The organism is Streptomyces sp. ATCC 21386, from assembly GCF_018728545.1.
Lineage (GTDB): Bacteria > Actinomycetota > Actinomycetes > Streptomycetales > Streptomycetaceae > Streptomyces.
This window is the reverse complement of record NZ_JAAVVL010000001.1, coordinates 3,094,141-3,108,992: the sequence shown is the minus strand read 5'-3', so window position 1 is coordinate 3,108,992 and position 14,852 is coordinate 3,094,141. Positions and strand designations below refer to the sequence as shown.

Sequence of the window (14,852 nt, the reverse complement as noted above, 5' to 3'; positions counted from 1 at the left end):
GTCACGACCCGCCGATCCTGTCCGAGTGGCCCAGGGACCTTCCCGGGGCCACTCGGTCGCGTACGGCCTGCTTCACGGCGGTGGGCTCGGGGAAGCCCTGGTCACGGCGGTCCCAGACGACCTCGTCGCCCACCCGGACCACGAAGACGCCGCCCGTGCCGGGCTTGAGGGACAGCTCCGTCAGTTCGGTCTCGAAGGTCGTCAGCAGTTCCTGGGCCAGCCAGGCGGCCCGGGGCAGCCAGCGGCACTGGGTGCAGTACTCGATCTCGACCCGCTGTGTCCGCGTCATCCCAGGTGCACCGACCAATCCTGTTCCGCCGCCGGTTTGCCGTGCAGATCGGGGACCCGTTTCAGCCAGTCCGGCCGGCCTCGCTGTGTTCTCGCCGCGCGGAGGGCCTCCTCGGCGGCGAGTTCCTCCCGGGTGGGGAAGTCGGTGGGCAGCCAGTCGGCGGAGGCCGCCACGCGCGCGTGGAGATAGCGCACATAGGCGTCGCGGACCTCGTCGGGCGAGGTGAAGCCGTCCTCGACGGGCAGCCAGCCGTCCGGGACCTCCGCGACGATGCGCCGCAGCAGATCCTCGGTCACCTTCGGCGCGAGCTCCGCGTCGGCCGCGCGCACGTCCGGGGTGTAGTGGCCGAGGGCGTGGTGGCGGAAGTCGTAGGCCCTGGTGGGGTCCGAGGCGTCCCAGCGGTGGTGGAAGACGAGGGCGGCGCCGTGGTCGATCAGCCACAGGCGCGGGGGTGCGACGCCGAGGGTGGGCCAGATCATGAGGTTCGAACTGTGCACGGTGCGGTCGACGTTGACCGTGAGGGCGTCGAGCCAGACGATCCGGCCGGCCTCCAGCGGGTCGACCCGGAACTCCCGCGCGACCTCCGGGGTGAAGTCCGCGGCGCCCGGCAGATAGTCCATGCCGAGGTTGAGGCCGGCGCTCGCCGCGTGCAGTTCCCGCACCTCCTGGTGCGGCTCGCTCTGGGCGATCGCCGGGTCGAAGCGCGCGAGGACCAGCTCCGGGAACCGCATCCCGAGCGCCCGCGCCAGCTCCCCCACGATCACCTCGGCGACCAGCGCCTTGCGCCCCTGCGCCGAGCCCGTGAACTTGACGACGTAGGTGCCCAGGTCGTCGGCCTCGACGACGCCGGGCACGGAGCCACCGGCACGCAGGGGGGCGACATAGCGGGTCGCGGTGACCTCTCTCAGCATCTTCCGCTCCCGGCCTTCGACGAAGGGAACATAGTAACCGGACGCCGTCGCGCGCCCGGCGGACCCCGGTCACGGCATCGCCGTGACCGGGGCTCGGGATCAGCTGCCGCGGCGGGGGCCGGCCGCCGTCAGTTCCGGTACCGGAACACGATCCGGCCGCGTGTCAGGTCGTACGGCGGGAGTTCCACCAGCACCCGGTCCTCCAGCATGATCTTGATGTAGTTCTTGCGGATCTTCCCGCTGATGTGCGCGAGCACCTGGTGGCCGTTCTCCAGCTCCACGGTGAACATGGCGCTGCGCAGGCACTCGACGACCCTGCCCTCGACCTCGATGACGTTCTTGTTCCTCGTCATCGCACCAGCTCCAGGTTGCTGCCGGCCCGCCGGGCGCCGGCGCTTTCGAAGAGCGCCGAGGCCGCGTGGTTGGACTCCTGCACCTCGGTCCACGCCTCGGTGAACCCGGCGTGGTGCAGGGTGCCCAGCGCGTGGGAGAGCAGCGCCCGCGCGATGCCCCGGCGCCGCTCGCCGGCCCGGACCGCGAGCAGCCCGATCCGCGGCCGGATCGGGATCACCACCCGGATCAGTCCCAGGTAACGGTCCGGGGCAGCGGCCACCGCGTATGTCGACGGGTCGACGACGGTGTCTCCGTCGGGGCCGTGCACCACCTCCGCGGGCATCGAATGCCACCCGACGGTCGCCTCGACCTCGTCACGGATCGCGCGGTCCACCGCCCGCAGCAGACTCTCGTCCGCCCGGCCGGCGGGGACGATCGTCACGCCGGAAGGCGGCAGGACGTCGAGCCCCGTGACCTGCGGGTCGGTGGGCACGACGTACTCCCACTCGCGGCGCCGGACCGTGAATCCGGCCCGGCGCCAACGGGCCGTCAGCTCCGCGTCGGCCTCGTCGACCACCGTGTGCACAGGCGCCGGCAGGTCCGCCGACATCGCCGCGGCGAGCCGGTCGAAGGGCTCGTCGTGCCAGGCGTCGATGCTGACGAACAGCCGTCCGTCGGGCCGGTGCCGTGCGTGCCCGCGGCCGACCACCAGGTCGTCTTCCAGTGCGTGCCATTGCCCGTCCGCGACGCGCGTGATCATCACGGCGTTCTCGCCCGGACCGGCGGTGCGGGGTTTCGTTCTCATCGGAGTCTCCCTCCAGGAGTGCCTCGATCTCAGGCGCTCCCGGCGACACCGAACGTCAGCCGCCGGACCGTGACGGATTGAGGGAGCACCCACGGGTGTCTGTGTTCACGGGGCTCACCTCCCTACGACGACTTCACGGTCCGCCACGACCCTAGCAACGGGGAACCGCCCCGCCCAAAGCATTTGTCCGGCTCGGCCGGGCGGCTGCCGACCGGTCAGATTCTGCGCACCACGCGGGTGGCGACCGTGGCGTACCCGACGCCGACCGCCAGGGAGGCGAGGAGGGCGAGGACGGGGAAGTCGTCGCGGAGGAAGGGGTAGACCTGGAAGTGGGTCAGATAGATGTAGAGGGAACTGCTCGCCAGGACGCCGGCGACGCGGTTGACCGGGCCCAGGCTCGGCAGCGTCGGCACCCAGATCAGCAGGGTGAGGCCCGCGACGACCAGGAGCGTGCGCTGCGGCTGGTCCTGGAACAGGCCGGGCGTGGTGAGCAGGAGCACCGCGGTCAGCAGCAGCCGTCGCCGCGCGCTCGTCGCCCGCGCCGCCGCCCAGCCCAGCGCGAACAGCCAGAACACCACGGCGGGGCCCAGGTGGAAGCGGGCGGGCGCCAGGTCCAGCAGGTCGTAGCGGCCGACCAGGCCGATCGCCACCAGCGTCAGCGGGACCGCGAACGGGTGGCGCCGCTCCAGCCGGTCCAGCAGCGGCACGGCCAGCAGCGCACCCAGCACGACCAGGAAGTAGACCAGCGCCTCCACGAACCAGTAGTGCCACTCGTGGCGCTCGGTGCCCTGGTCGAGGAGGCTGTTGACCAGCAGGGCGTTGGCGGGGTCGTACAGCCCGGTCAGCAGGACCGCGCAGGAGATCCACACCATGCTCGGGAGGGCTATCCGGGCGACGCCGCGCCACAGGTGGCGTACGCGGTCGCGGTGGGCGGCGGCGGTCAGGTGGAAGCGGGCGAAGTTGTAGCCCGCGACGCCGATCAAAATGTGCGCGCTGCCCTGGAGCATGAAGACGGGGATGTGCGAGCCGACGACGAGCACGATCCCGACCGCCCTCAGCGCGATCCCGGTCTCCAGGGAACGCCGGGCGCCTCGGGAGCGGGGCTCGCGCGCCCCGCTGCCCTCCGGACGGTCCCGCGACTGCGTTGCCAGGGAAGCGAGTTCGCGAATCGGCCGCGCGGGCCAGTCCGTGGGGAGGGTGCCCAGGGCCTCCTCCAGCCGCAGGGACATCTCCACGTAGCAGAGCGAGTCGCCGCCCAGACCGACGAAGCTGCTGTCGTCGGTGACGTCGTCGCAGTCGAGTATGTCGGCGTAGAGGCTCCGCAGCGCGGCCCCCGGGTCGGTCCTCCGCGGGGCGGCGGACGGGCCGGCACCCGCCGCGCCCGCCTCGCCCGCCGCCGGGGGCCGCGGACGCGTGAGACGGCGTACGGCCTCGTGGTCGGGCTTTCCGCTGACCAGGCGGGGCAGTTCCGGAACGAGGCGCACCCGGACGGCTCGTGGTGGGATGCCGCACTCCTGTGCCACCAGGCGGCGCACGTGTGTCTCGTCGGAGGTGCTCCCGACGCCGTCCGTGAGCGCCGCCACCGCCAGCGCGTCCCCGTCGGCCACGCAGAACGCGGTGATCCCCTGCCGTTCCAGCAGGGTCTCCACACGCTGGGGGTCGATCCGCAGGCCGCAGATCTTCGCGAACCGGCTGCGGCGCCCGACTATCTCGTACAGCCCGTCGGGTGCGCGCCGCGCCAGGTCGCCCGTGCGCAGTTCCTGGACCGTGCGCCCGAGTGCGAGGTCGGCCGGGCCCTGCGCGTAGCCGAGCATGACGTTCGGGCCGGAGTAGACGAGTTCGCCGACGTCGTCCGCGTCCGACTTCCCGGCGGTGTCCGGGTCGGTCGGCGGGTCGACGGGGGCCAGGCGGAAGGAGCCGCCGGGGATCGCCACGCCGACGGCTTCCGGGCGGGCCGCGGCGAGGTGCGGGGGCAGATAGGCCATGCGGGCCGTCGCCTCGGTCTGGCCGTACATCACGAAGAGTTCCCAGCCCGCCCGGCGCCCCTGTTCCGCGTAGCGGGCGACCCGTTCGGGTGCCAGCCGACCGCCCGCCTGGGTGACGCGGCGCAGGTGCGGCAGCTCCATGTCGGCGAACCCGACGCGGTCGAGGAGGTCGAAGGTGTACGGCACGCCGGCCAGCGAGGTGCCACGGGCGGCGCGGAACTCCTCCCAGAAGCCGGCGTCCGCCACCGACCGGTCGGTGAGGATCAGCCCGGCGCCGCGCACCAGGTGGCTGTGGATGACGGAGAGGCCGTAGCAGTAGTGCGGGGGCAGGGTCGTGGCCGCGCGGTCGGTGTCGGTGATGCCGAGGTATCCGGCGATGGACGCGGCGTTCGACTGCACATTGTCGTGCGAGAGCCGTACGAGCTTCGGGGAGCCGGTCGAGCCCGACGTGCTCAGCAGCAGCGCGAGGTCCGGGTGGAGGGTGTGGGCGGTGCCGGGCCTGCGTTCGTCGAGGGTGACGTGGCCGCGCTCGTCCTGACGGGCCACCACGTCCGGGTCGTACGCCTCGGTCAGCGCGTCGATCGTGCTGTCGCTGTCCCCGGGGACGAGCAGGACCGGGTGTCCGGCGGACAGGGCGGCGAGATGGACGACGAGGGTGTCGACGCGGTTGGCGCCGGCCAGCAGGACCAGTCGGCGGACGGGGCCGAGGCGCTTGGCCGTGGCGGTGACCCGCCGGGCGAGCTCTCGATAGCCGAGTTCTCCCGAAGGCGTGATGAAGGCGACGCGGTCGCCGTGGGCGGCGAGTTGGCGTGCGAAGGTCACTCCGCGCGGTCCGGCGGAGGGCCGGACCGGCGGTGCCGACAGGGGGATCGGGGTCGAGAAGGGGCTCGCGGCCGGGGGCCGGGAGGGAGCGCTAAGGGGCTCGGGCGGTGAGATCACGGGCGCGCAACCTTTCTGCGGCAGCGTCCGCAAATAGCACAGATCCCTTGACGCTTAGGCAAGGTTTACCTTATTCATAGCATGTTCACAGTTGGCTTGAAAACATCATCTCCCCACCCACCGACCGACCCCGCGCCCAGCGGTTCGCCGGTGGATCCCGCAGGAAGGCACATCACCATGCGACGCCCCCTGGCTCGCCGGATCACCGCGCTCGTCGCGGCCGGCCTGCTGCTCCCCGCCCTCGCCGCCTGCGGCTCCGACGACGACACGAGCACGGCCGGGGAGGGGGGCGACTCCACCCTCGTCATCTACTCCGGACGCAACGAGAAGCTGGTCAAGCCGCTGCTCGACAAGTTGGAGAAGGCGGTGGGCGCCAAGGTCGAGGTGCGCTACGGCGACAGCGCGGAACTCGCCGCCCAGATCCTGGAGGAGGGCGAACGCACCAAGGCGGGACTGTTCTTCTCCCAGGACGCCGGCGCCCTGGGCGCCCTCTCCAAGGAGGGGATGCTGAAGAAGCTCCCGCAGTCCTCGCTCGACGAGGTGGACGAGGCCTACCGCGGCGGCGACGGCGATTGGGTGGGTCTGTCCGGACGTGTCCGGGTGATTGCCTACAACCCGGACGACCTCACCGAGGATCAGGTTCCGGACAGCGTCCACGACGTGGTGAAGCCGCAGTGGAAGGGCAAGGTCGGCTTCGCGCCCACCAACGCCTCCTTCCAGGCCTTCGTCACCGGCATGCGCGTCCTGGAGGGCGACGACGCGACCCGCGAGTGGCTGACGGACCTGAAGGCCAACGGTGCCAAGACCTACGCCCACAACCTCGCCACCCTCGACGCGATCGAGGCCGGCGAGGTCTCCCTCGGCCTGGTCAACCACTACTACTGGTACGAGCGGGTCGCCGAGAAGGGCGAGGACAAGGTCAACGCCAAGCTCCACTTCCTGCCCGGCAAGGACCCCGGCGCGCTGATCAACGTGGCGGGCGCGGGCATCCTGAAGGACAGCGGGCAGACCGAGGCCGCGCAGAAGGCCGTCGACTATCTGCTCTCGAAGGACGCGCAGACCTACTTCGCCGACACGACGAAGGAGTACCCGCTGGCCGCGGGCGTCACCAGCACCGTCGAGGGGCTGCCGCCGTTCGAGTCCCTGGAGTCCCCCGACATCGACCTCGGCAAGCTGGACTCCCTCCAGGAGACCCTGGCGATGCTCCAGGACGTCGGGCTCGTCTGACCTTCGTGAACACCACCGCATCCACGGCACCCCCGGCCGGCGCGGACGCTCCGGCCGGGCGCCGCCGGGTCCGCGCCGCCCGGGGGGCCGCCTCCGACGCCGGGCGCCGGCCGCCGCTCGTCCTGCTCGTCCCCGCCTGCGCCGCCGCGCTGTTCGCGCTGCTGCCGCTCGGCTACCTCGCCGTGCGCGCCCTCGAACGCGGGCCCGCCTTCGCCTGGGACGTCGTCGCCGACGAGCGCACCCTCGCCCTCCTCGGCCGCAGCCTCGGCCTCACCGCCGTCGTCGTGGCGGCCTGTCTGGTGCTCGGCGTCTCGCTGGCCTGGCTGACCGTGCGCACCGCGCTGCCCGGCGCCCGTGCCTGGTCGGTGCTGGCCACGCTGCCGCTCGCCGTGCCCAGTTACGTGGCCGCGTTCGCGTGGCTGGCAGCCGAGCCCGACCTCGCCGGTTTCGGCGGCGCCGCGCTGGCCCTGACCCTCGTCAGCTTCCCTTACGTCCTCCTGCCGGTCGCCGCCGCGCTGCGCGGCACGGACCCGGCGCTGGAGGAGGCCGCCCGCTCCCTCGGACACGGACCCCTGCGGACGTTCTGGCGCGTCACCCTGCCCCAGCTGCGCCCCTCGGCGGCGGGCGGCGCCCTGCTCGTCGCGCTCTACGTCCTCTCCGACTTCGGCGCGGTCTCCCTCATGCGCTACGACACGTTCACCCGCGCCATCCACACCTCCTACCGCGCCTCCTTCGACCGCACCCCGGCCGCCGCGCTCAGCGTCGTGCTGGTGGTGATGACGGTGACCCTGGTCGCCGCCGAGGCCCGTACGCGCGGACGTGCCGGACACGCGCGGACCGGCACCGGCACCGCCCGCCCGGTCGCCGCGCTCCCCCTCGGCCGGTGGCGGCCGGTCGCCCTGCTGTGGTGCGCCGCCGTGGTCGCCGTGGCGGTCGTCTTCCCGCTGGCCACCCTCGGCTACTGGCTGGCCGCCGGCACCTCCGCCGGCTGGGACCTGCCCCTGCTCACGGACACCGCCCTGGCCACCCTCGGGGTCGCCGCCGCGGGTGCCGCTCTCACCACGGTCCTCGCCCTGCCGGTGGGGGTGATCGCGGCCCGTCACAAGGGGCGCGGGGCGCGGCTGTTGGAGCAGTCGGCCTACGCGGGCCACGCGCTGCCCGGCATCACGGTCGCCCTGGCCCTGGTCTTCTTCGCGGTCCGCTACGCCTACCCCCTCTACCAGCAACTGCCGCTGCTGGTCGGCGCGTACGCCGTCCTCTTCCTGCCCGTCGCGGTCGCCGCGACCCGCGCCGCCGTCCTCCAGGCGCCGCCCGTGCTGGAGGATGTCGCCCGCTCGCTCGGCCGGCGCCCCTGGCAGGTGCTGCGCGAGGTCACCGTGCCGCTGGCCGCGCCCGGAGTGGCGGCCGGGGCGGCCCTCACCTTCGTGGTCTGCATGAAGGAGCTGCCGGCCACCCTGCTGCTGCGCCCGACCGGCATGGACACCCTGGCCACCCGGCTGTGGACCGAGACGGGCGCCGGCTCGTTCGCGGCGGCGGCCCCCTACGCGGCCGCGCTGATCCTGCTGGCGGCCGTTCCCTCCTACCTCCTTGGCAGGCACCGCCCATGAACGCTCTCCGGATCGAGGGCCTGACGAAGTCCTACGGCCCCGACGCACCCGTCCTGCGCGGCCTCGACCTCACCGTGCCGTCCGGCTGCCTGGTCGCGGTCCTGGGTCCCTCCGGCTGCGGCAAGACCACCATGCTCCGGGTCGTCGCGGGCTTCCTGCGCGCGGACGCGGGCACCGTACGGATCGGCGACCGGGTGATCGGCGGCGCCGGCGTCCACCTGCCGCCCGAGCGCCGCCGGATCGGCATCGTGCCCCAGGAGGGCGCGCTGTTCCCGCACCTCAGTGTGGCCCGCAACGTGGCCTTCGGCCTCAAGGGCGCCGACCGGGCCGAACGCCGGGACCGCACGGAGGAGATGCTGGACCTGGTCGGCCTCGCCGGCTACGGCGACCGCATGCCCCATGAACTCTCCGGCGGCCAGCAGCAACGCGTCTCCCTGGCCCGGGCCCTGGCCCCGCGCCCCCAACTGGTCCTCCTCGACGAGCCGTTCAACGCCCTGGACAGCGCCCTGCGGGCGGGAGTGCGGGCGGACGTGCGGGCGGCGCTGCGGGCGACGGGCGCGACGGCGGTCCTGGTCACCCACGACCAGCAGGAGGCCCTGTCCACGGCGGACCTGGTCGCGGTCGTCCACGCGGGCCGGGTCGTCCAGTGCGCCACGCCCCAGGACCTCTACCGCCGGCCCGCGGACCCGTGGGTGGCGGGGTTCGTCGGGGAGGCGGTCCTGCTCCCCGGCACCACCGGCGCCGACGGGACGGCCGAGACCGCGCTGGGCCGCGTCCCCCTCACCGGCCCGCCCACCGACGTCCGGGAGGGCACGGTCCTGCTGCGTCCCGAACAGCTCCGGCTCACCGCCCCGGACACCGAGGGCGCCGTCCGGGGCGAGGTGACGGACATCCGCTACTACGGCCACGACGCCATGGTCACCGTGACCGTCCCGGGCCACGGCTCGCCCATCGACGTCCGCGTCCCGGGCCAGCCGCCGGTGAGGCCCGGGGAGGAGACGGGCGTACGGGTCACCGGCGAGGCGACGCTGCACGCGAACGTTCCGTCGTGAGGAGCCCTTGCGATACGCACACGGGGGGGGACGTCACGCCCGGGGCGGTCGGCGGAACGGGTTGGGCAGGGGGAGGTAGCGCGCGGCCGCGCCGTCCGCCCCCGTCCATCTGAGCAGCAGATTCGTCTTGCCCGGCAGCGTGGGCGAGTCGAGCAGGTCGGCGACCTCCGGTACGTGACCGTGGCGCTCCAGCTCTCGTCGTACGGCGGGCCGGGGGTCGAGCGCCGGGTGGTGTTCGGTCAGGGCCGCCACGATCTCCAGGAGGTTGTTGACGAAGAGGCAGTAGACCAGCCGTTCCCAGCCGGCCGCGCGCGTGACGTCCGGGAGGAGCTTCACCCCCTCGGCGTCGCGGTAGACCACCTGGACGGGGGTGCCCGAGGCGTCGCAGGCGACGACGGTGTTCTGCAGGTGGGCCTCCAGCACGACGCCGTGGCCGTGGAACGCGGCGAGGGCCGGGGGGACGACCGCCCGCAGATACGCCTCCCACCAGGCCTCGGGGTCGGTGGCGCGCGGGAGCGGGTTCCCCGGGAAGGCCCCGGCACTCTCGGTGAGGGCGGCGGCGAGGACGGGTGTCGTGCCGGGGGGCACATGGCCGCCCAGGCCGTCCCGCACCAACACCGCCAGCTCCTCGAACGCGAAGGCGGCGGTGCGGTAGCCGCGGTCGCTCAGCCAGGCACCCGGCGACCCGGCGAAGGCCTCCGTGACCGCCCGGTCGGTGCGGCGCAGCCTGAGCAGGTCGTGCCGCCACAGCCGGCGGATGTCGTTGGTGATCCGTACGTCGAGGCTGAACTTCAGGAAGAGGTCGGAGCCGGGACCGCCGACGGCCTCCGGTTCCACCTCGGGCACGTACACCGTGCGGATCGCCGCCGTCGGCCAGCTCTCCCCTCGCGTCCGGCCCAGCCGTACGAGACGTCCGTCCGCGAACGCTTCGCCCAACTCGTCGCCCACCAGGTCGAGTTGCCAGGGGTGGGCGGGCAGGAGCCGATAGCCGGGCGGCGCCGAGCCCAGGGTGTCGAGGGCGGTGGTGTCGCCCTCCTCGACCACCGCGTCCTCACGGACGCCGAGGAGGACGAGCGGGAACCGGGCATACGCCTCCGGGGCGTAGGGCAGCCAGGCGGCGGCCGGCCCGCCGCCGCGCGCCTTGGGAGCGGGATGGTACGGATGACCGGTGATCAGGGACTGTTCGGAGCGCCGGTACGGATCCTCGGGCACCGGCGCGTGGGCGCGCCGGGCCAGGAGGGCGGCAACGGCCTCGCGGCTGTCCAGCATCTCGGCGGGCAGTTCGGAGTTGGCGAGGCCGGTGAGGGCGCGCAGTTCCTCGGCGACGAGTTTGACGAGGTCGGTGTGGGTGAGGGCGTGCCAGCCGTCCTCCGTGCGCACCTCGGGGTGGGCGGGGCGGCGGGTGCCGCGCACCCGCAGGAAGCGGCCGCTGCCCCTGAGGCGGTGCACCACGGTCGCGCCCGACGACACTGCCGACTGTCCGTCCGGCCCTCTCCCCGGCGCACCCGTCGGCTCCCCCTCCGGCGCGTCGGTCGGCTCCCCCGCCTCCCGCAGAAGGCAGTTGAGCAGGGGTGCGGCTGCGTGGGCGTCGGCTACGGCGCCGATGCCGTCGCGGGGCGGGTTGGCGTCCACGGGGTCCATTCGTTCCTTACGGTGCACTCGTGATCAGTATGTCTGCCCCTCACGCCTCGTCGCGAAGCAGCCATGAGGCGTCCGCCCGCGATGGCGTCATGCGTCGCGGAGGAGACGGACGGGCAGTGGTCGTACGCCGACGTTCGCACCGACATCCCTGTCGCCACCCGTACCCGCCCGACACCGCGCCCGCACTCGTCGCCCCCGCACCCGCACCCGAGGAGCCCCTCCGTGGCCCGTCCCCCCGTGACCGACGCCGAAGCCGACGCAGAGGCCTCGCTCGGCGCCGAGTTGGGCGCCGTACGCCCTGATCTGACGCTGCCGTACGCGACCGCGCTGCCCGGCGCCCGGGCGGCGGTGCTGACCCGGCTGTGGCGCGGCCTCGTCCACGAGCCGCTGCCCTGGGTGGTGCGGCGGGAGACGGCGGGAGGAGACGGGGTCACGCTCCACCTCGCCGACGGCCGGCGACTGCACGGCCCGGTCGTGGACCCGTACGGCACGGCGGCGCGGGTCGCACAGGTGTGGTTCGACGAGCGGCCGTACGACCGTCCGGCGCGGCTGATGAGCGCGCTCGCCGTTCCGCACAGTGCCGCCTTCGCCGCCGAACTCGACCACAGCGTGGCCTCGTTGGCCCTTTCGCGCGCCAACCGGGGTGCACCACCGGCCCCCTTGGCGCACTCGGCCCCCCGGGCGGGCTGGGAGTGGGAGCAGGCGATCGTCGACGGGCATCCGTTCCACCCCAACTGCCGTTCCCGGCCCGGCTTCTCGGCGGTCGACCAGCTCGCCTACGGGCCGGAGCACCGGCCGGTGGTGCGGCTGGGGCTGGCGCCCGTCGACGACGCGCTGGTCGTCGGGGAGTGGCCGGACACGCTGTGGGACGGCGGACGGGTGCTGGTCCCGGTGCATCCGTGGCAGGCGGCCCATGTCCTGAAGTGCCCGCTGGGGGAGGTGGTCGAGGCGCATCCGCTGATGTCGCTGCGCACCCTCGCCCTCGCGGACGGCGGTCCGCACGTCAAGACCGCGCTGAGTGCCCGGCTGACCTCCTCCGTGCGGGACATCTCGGTCTACTCGATCGAGACCTCGGCGATCGTGTCGGACTTCATGGCCGAGGTCGCGGCCCGCACCGAAGGGCTGCTGCACGTCACACGCACGCTCGGCGCGGTCACCGCCGGTTCGCCGGATCTCGCGGCGGTGCTGCGCGAGTCACCGGACACGTACGCGGACACCGCGGCCGGTGAACGGGTTCTGCCGGTGGCCGCCCTGGCGACGACGGAGCTGCCGCGGTCGCCCTTCTGGCTGGCGGACTTCACCCGTCTCGCGCTCACGGTCTCCCTCCGGCTGCTCGACGTGGGCGTGGCCCTGGAGGCACACGGCCAGAACCTCCTGGTGGTCCTGTCCCCGTCGGGTGCCCCCCGCCGTCTCGTCTACCGCGACCTCGCGGACATCCGGGTCAGCCCGGCCCGCCTCGCCCGGCACGGCATCGCGGCGCCCGCGATGACCGGCCGCATCGTCACGGACGACGAGAGGACCCTGCGGCGCAAGCTGTTCGGCGCCCTGATCACGGGCACGCTCGGTGCGACGGCCGGTTCGACGCCTGTCCTGCGCGAGGCGCTCGCCGCCGCCGTACGGGAGCTGCCGCGCACCGCCGATCTGGGCACGTTGCTGGAGGGGCCGGTACCGACGAAGGCGTTGACGCTGATGCGACTTTCGCCGGAGCGGCCAGGTGACATCTGGGCGGAGGTGCCGAGTCCGCTGCGGTGAACGGCCCGTCAACAGCGGCTCTCGTTTTGAAGCACGGCCCTCCGGATCAATAGGATCCGCCGATGATCACAAGAAAACGGCCGGCAGCAGGGGTGTTCGCCCTGCTCGCCGCCCTGACGGCCGGGATCGCGGTGCCGACCACGGCCGTCGCCGACGAGACCACGGCCACCGCGCCCAAGGTCAACCTCCTGCTGGACGTCAGCGGTTCGATGCGGGCCAAGGACATCGACGGCGAGTCCCGCATGGCCGCGGCGAAGCAGGCGTTCAACGAGGTGCTGGACGCCACGCCCGAGGAGGTCCAGCTCGGCATCCGCACGCTGGGCGCCGACTACCCGGGCGACGACCGGAAGACGGGCTGCAAGGACACCGCGCAGCTCTACCCGGTGGGACCGCTGGACCGCACGGAGGCGAAGACGGCGGTCGCGACGCTCACGCCGACCGGCTGGACCCCGATCGGCCCCGCGCTGCTGAAGGCGGCCGACGATCTGGAGGGCGGCGAGGGCACCAAGCGGATCGTGCTGATCAGCGACGGCGAGGACACCTGTGCCCCGCTCGACCCGTGCGAGGTGGCCCGTGAGATCGCGGCCAAGGGCATCGGCCTGACCATCGACACGCTCGGCCTGGTCCCGAACGCCAAGATGCGGCTGCAGCTGAGCTGTATCGCCGAGGCGACCGGCGGCACGTACACCTCGATCGAGCACCGGGACGAACTCACCGACCGCGTCAACCAGTTGGTCGACCGGGCCGCCGACCCCGTGGTCGTGCCGAAGGCCGTGGAGGGCGCCGAGGCGTGCGCACAGGCACCCACGCTGACGTCCGGTCTCTACACGGACCGTGAGGAGTTCGGGCAGCAGCGCTGGTACCGCGTGGACGTGAAGCCGGGCCAGGAGCTGCGGGCCTCGGTGAGCGTCGCGGCGGACCGGGACGTCAACCCGCACTACGGGGTGCTGCTGCGCGCCGTGACCACGAAGAACCGCGAGATCGTGCGCGGCGAGGCGGCCGGCACGGGCCGTACCGACGTCATCTCCGCCGGTCTGCGGCACCCGAAGCCGGAGACCGAGGACGCCGAGGACTCGGCGGACGAGGACGTCGCCGAGACCGTCTGCCTCCAGGTGACCCACTCCTACTCACCGGCGAGCGGTGTGAAGACCACGCCCGGTCTGCCGCTGGAGATCACCGTCGACGTCGTGGACGGGCCCGACCAGGCCGCCGACGTGGCCTCCTTCGGCCTCGGCCGCGGCTGGTGGCTGCTCGGTGTGCTGGTACTCGTCGGGTTCCTCGCGGGTGTGCTGTGGGGCTGGCTGTCACGCTGGCGGGTCGCGGTCTGGAGGACCAACTGATGCGGATCACACGTGGGTTGAGCGCGGCCCTGCTGGCGCTGGGCCTGGCCGTCTCTCCGGCGGTCGCGGACTCCACGCCGTCCGCGAGCCCCTCGGACGGCGGTGACGCGCCCACCGAGGCGGGCACGTCCTTCCGTACGGCCGCGGAGTTCGAGCAGGGGCAGACCGCGACGGCGAACGCCTCGACCGGTGACTACCTGTACTGGTCGTTCCCGGCCGACGCGGGCCAACGGCCCACCGTGCGGGCGAGCGTCAAGCTGCCCGAGGGGGCCGAGTCCTCCTCGACCTGGCAGATCGACGTGTACGACGGGCTGCGGCGCCGCCAGGCCTGCCAGTACGGCGCGCAGACCCGGACCGCCGGGGCGGGGGCGGGCTCCGTCGAGCTGTCCTGCACCCTGCGTACCGTTCGCGCGTGGTCGGAGGAGTGGGCCGACGACCCGCTGCCGGGCACGTACTACCTCCGGCTCACCACGACCCGGCTGGCCACGGCCGATCTGGGGCTGCCGGTCGGCGCCGAGGTCGAGGTCGACTCCAAGGACATCGGCGGGTCGGCGGCGGTCGACGGTTCGCTGGCCCAGCCGCTGGTCCCGGGGATCGCGGTGACGTCCCGGCAGGAGGACGACGAGGACTCCTCGGCCGAGGCGGTCCTCTCCTCCCTGGAACCCGACGACGGGTGGGCCTCAGGCTGGTGGAGCGACCGCTGGGTGTGGACCGCGCTGGGGGCGGTGCTGGCCGCGCTGGCGGGGATCGCCGGCTACTCGCTGACGCGGGGCGCCGGCAGGCCGGGCCGGGTCCCACCGCCGAGCGCCTGACGTGTCGTCCGAGGCCCGCCGAACCATGTTCCTTCGGCGGGCCTCGGCATGGAGGCTGCGGATTCCGCCAGGGGGCCACCTCTTCGATCCTGTCCGCGGCTCCGATTTGGATCTCGATTCCGTCCGCGGCTCCGGTGGGGCTTCTCGCGCAGTTCCCCG

Annotated in this window: 12 protein-coding genes; 6 read left to right on the top strand and 6 right to left on the bottom strand. The window is 73.4% G+C overall.

Features of this window, described 5'->3' with window-relative positions; genetic code table 11:
* Nucleotide 1: 1 nt before the first annotated feature.
* From GWK25_RS13570 to GWK25_RS13550, 5 genes are all read right to left on the bottom strand, one after another.
* A complete protein-coding gene (locus GWK25_RS13570; RefSeq protein ID WP_184901107.1) occupies nucleotides 2–289 on the bottom strand; it encodes a SelT/SelW/SelH family protein in 288 nt (95 codons plus the stop codon).
* Complete coding sequence (locus tag GWK25_RS13565) at nucleotides 286–1,200, bottom strand: HipA family kinase (protein ID WP_215450322.1); 915 nt, start codon at nucleotides 1,198–1,200, stop codon at nucleotides 286–288. Before GWK25_RS13565 ends, GWK25_RS13570 begins: the two co-directional genes overlap by 4 nt.
* Nucleotides 1,201–1,328: 128 nt before the next feature.
* On the bottom strand, nucleotides 1,329–1,553 hold the full coding sequence (gene infA, locus GWK25_RS13560; RefSeq protein ID WP_031047878.1) for a translation initiation factor IF-1: 225 nt from the start codon (nucleotides 1,551–1,553) through the stop codon (nucleotides 1,329–1,331).
* Complete coding sequence (locus tag GWK25_RS13555; RefSeq protein WP_215450321.1) at nucleotides 1,550–2,338, bottom strand: N-acetyltransferase; 789 nt, start codon at nucleotides 2,336–2,338, stop codon at nucleotides 1,550–1,552. Before GWK25_RS13555 ends, infA begins: the two co-directional genes overlap by 4 nt.
* Nucleotides 2,339–2,553: 215 nt before the next feature.
* Nucleotides 2,554–5,145, bottom strand: a complete 2,592-nt coding sequence (locus tag GWK25_RS13550; protein WP_215450320.1) for an AMP-binding protein — start codon at nucleotides 5,143–5,145, stop codon at nucleotides 2,554–2,556.
* Between the two features lie 294 nt (nucleotides 5,146–5,439).
* On the opposite strand from GWK25_RS13550, the gene GWK25_RS13545 reads away from it, so the two are divergent.
* The 3 genes from GWK25_RS13545 to GWK25_RS13535 are packed head-to-tail and all read left to right on the top strand — an operon-like array spanning nucleotide 5,440 to nucleotide 9,148.
* Complete coding sequence (locus tag GWK25_RS13545; protein ID WP_215450319.1) at nucleotides 5,440–6,489, top strand: iron ABC transporter substrate-binding protein; 1,050 nt, start codon at nucleotides 5,440–5,442, stop codon at nucleotides 6,487–6,489.
* A gap of 5 nt (nucleotides 6,490–6,494) precedes the next feature.
* Complete coding sequence (locus GWK25_RS13540) at nucleotides 6,495–8,096, top strand: iron ABC transporter permease (protein ID WP_215450318.1); 1,602 nt, start codon at nucleotides 6,495–6,497, stop codon at nucleotides 8,094–8,096.
* Nucleotides 8,093–9,148 (top strand): ABC transporter ATP-binding protein, encoded by a 1,056-nt coding sequence (locus tag GWK25_RS13535; protein ID WP_215450316.1) that lies wholly within the window; start codon nucleotides 8,093–8,095, stop codon nucleotides 9,146–9,148. The genes GWK25_RS13540 and GWK25_RS13535 overlap by 4 nt, the downstream gene beginning before the upstream one ends.
* A 33-nt stretch (nucleotides 9,149–9,181) precedes the next feature.
* Here GWK25_RS13535 and GWK25_RS13530 read toward each other — a convergent pair whose 3' ends face one another.
* Nucleotides 9,182–10,789 (bottom strand): IucA/IucC family siderophore biosynthesis protein, encoded by a 1,608-nt coding sequence (locus GWK25_RS13530; protein WP_215450314.1) that lies wholly within the window; start codon nucleotides 10,787–10,789, stop codon nucleotides 9,182–9,184.
* A gap of 222 nt (nucleotides 10,790–11,011) precedes the next feature.
* Between GWK25_RS13530 and GWK25_RS13525 the strand changes: the two genes are divergently transcribed.
* From GWK25_RS13525 to GWK25_RS13515, 3 genes are all read left to right on the top strand, one after another.
* Entirely contained in the window at nucleotides 11,012–12,541 is a 1,530-nt protein-coding gene (locus tag GWK25_RS13525) for an IucA/IucC family protein (RefSeq protein WP_308404229.1), read from the top strand.
* Nucleotides 12,542–12,603: 62 nt separating this feature from the next.
* The gene (locus GWK25_RS13520; protein ID WP_215450312.1) at nucleotides 12,604–13,881 is read left to right on the top strand and encodes a VWA domain-containing protein; all 1,278 of its coding nucleotides are present in this window, start codon (nucleotides 12,604–12,606) and stop codon (nucleotides 13,879–13,881) included.
* Nucleotides 13,881–14,693: a hypothetical protein gene (locus GWK25_RS13515; RefSeq protein ID WP_215450310.1), complete on the top strand. Its 813-nt coding sequence runs from the start codon at nucleotides 13,881–13,883 to the stop codon at nucleotides 14,691–14,693. The genes GWK25_RS13520 and GWK25_RS13515 overlap by 1 nt, the downstream gene beginning before the upstream one ends.
* The last annotated feature ends 159 nt before the right edge of the window (nucleotides 14,694–14,852 follow it).

Bases quoted from the DNA above. Each gene is read 5' to 3' on its own strand.
- infA (WP_031047878.1), bottom strand. From the start codon at position 1,553: ATGACGAGGAACAAGAACGTCATCGAGGTCGAGGGCAGGGTCGTCGAG.
- GWK25_RS13555 (WP_215450321.1), bottom strand. From the start codon at position 2,338: ATGAGAACGAAACCCCGCACCGCCGGTCCGGGCGAGAACGCCGTGATG.
- GWK25_RS13535 (WP_215450316.1), top strand. From the start codon at position 8,093: ATGAACGCTCTCCGGATCGAGGGCCTGACGAAGTCCTACGGCCCCGAC.
- GWK25_RS13565 (WP_215450322.1), bottom strand. From the start codon at position 1,200: ATGCTGAGAGAGGTCACCGCGACCCGCTATGTCGCCCCCCTGCGTGCC.
- GWK25_RS13530 (WP_215450314.1), bottom strand. From the start codon at position 10,789: ATGGACCCCGTGGACGCCAACCCGCCCCGCGACGGCATCGGCGCCGTA.
- GWK25_RS13515 (WP_215450310.1), top strand. From the start codon at position 13,881: ATGCGGATCACACGTGGGTTGAGCGCGGCCCTGCTGGCGCTGGGCCTG.
- GWK25_RS13570 (WP_184901107.1), bottom strand. From the start codon at position 289: ATGACGCGGACACAGCGGGTCGAGATCGAGTACTGCACCCAGTGCCGC.
- GWK25_RS13520 (WP_215450312.1), top strand. From the start codon at position 12,604: ATGATCACAAGAAAACGGCCGGCAGCAGGGGTGTTCGCCCTGCTCGCC.
- GWK25_RS13545 (WP_215450319.1), top strand. From the start codon at position 5,440: ATGCGACGCCCCCTGGCTCGCCGGATCACCGCGCTCGTCGCGGCCGGC.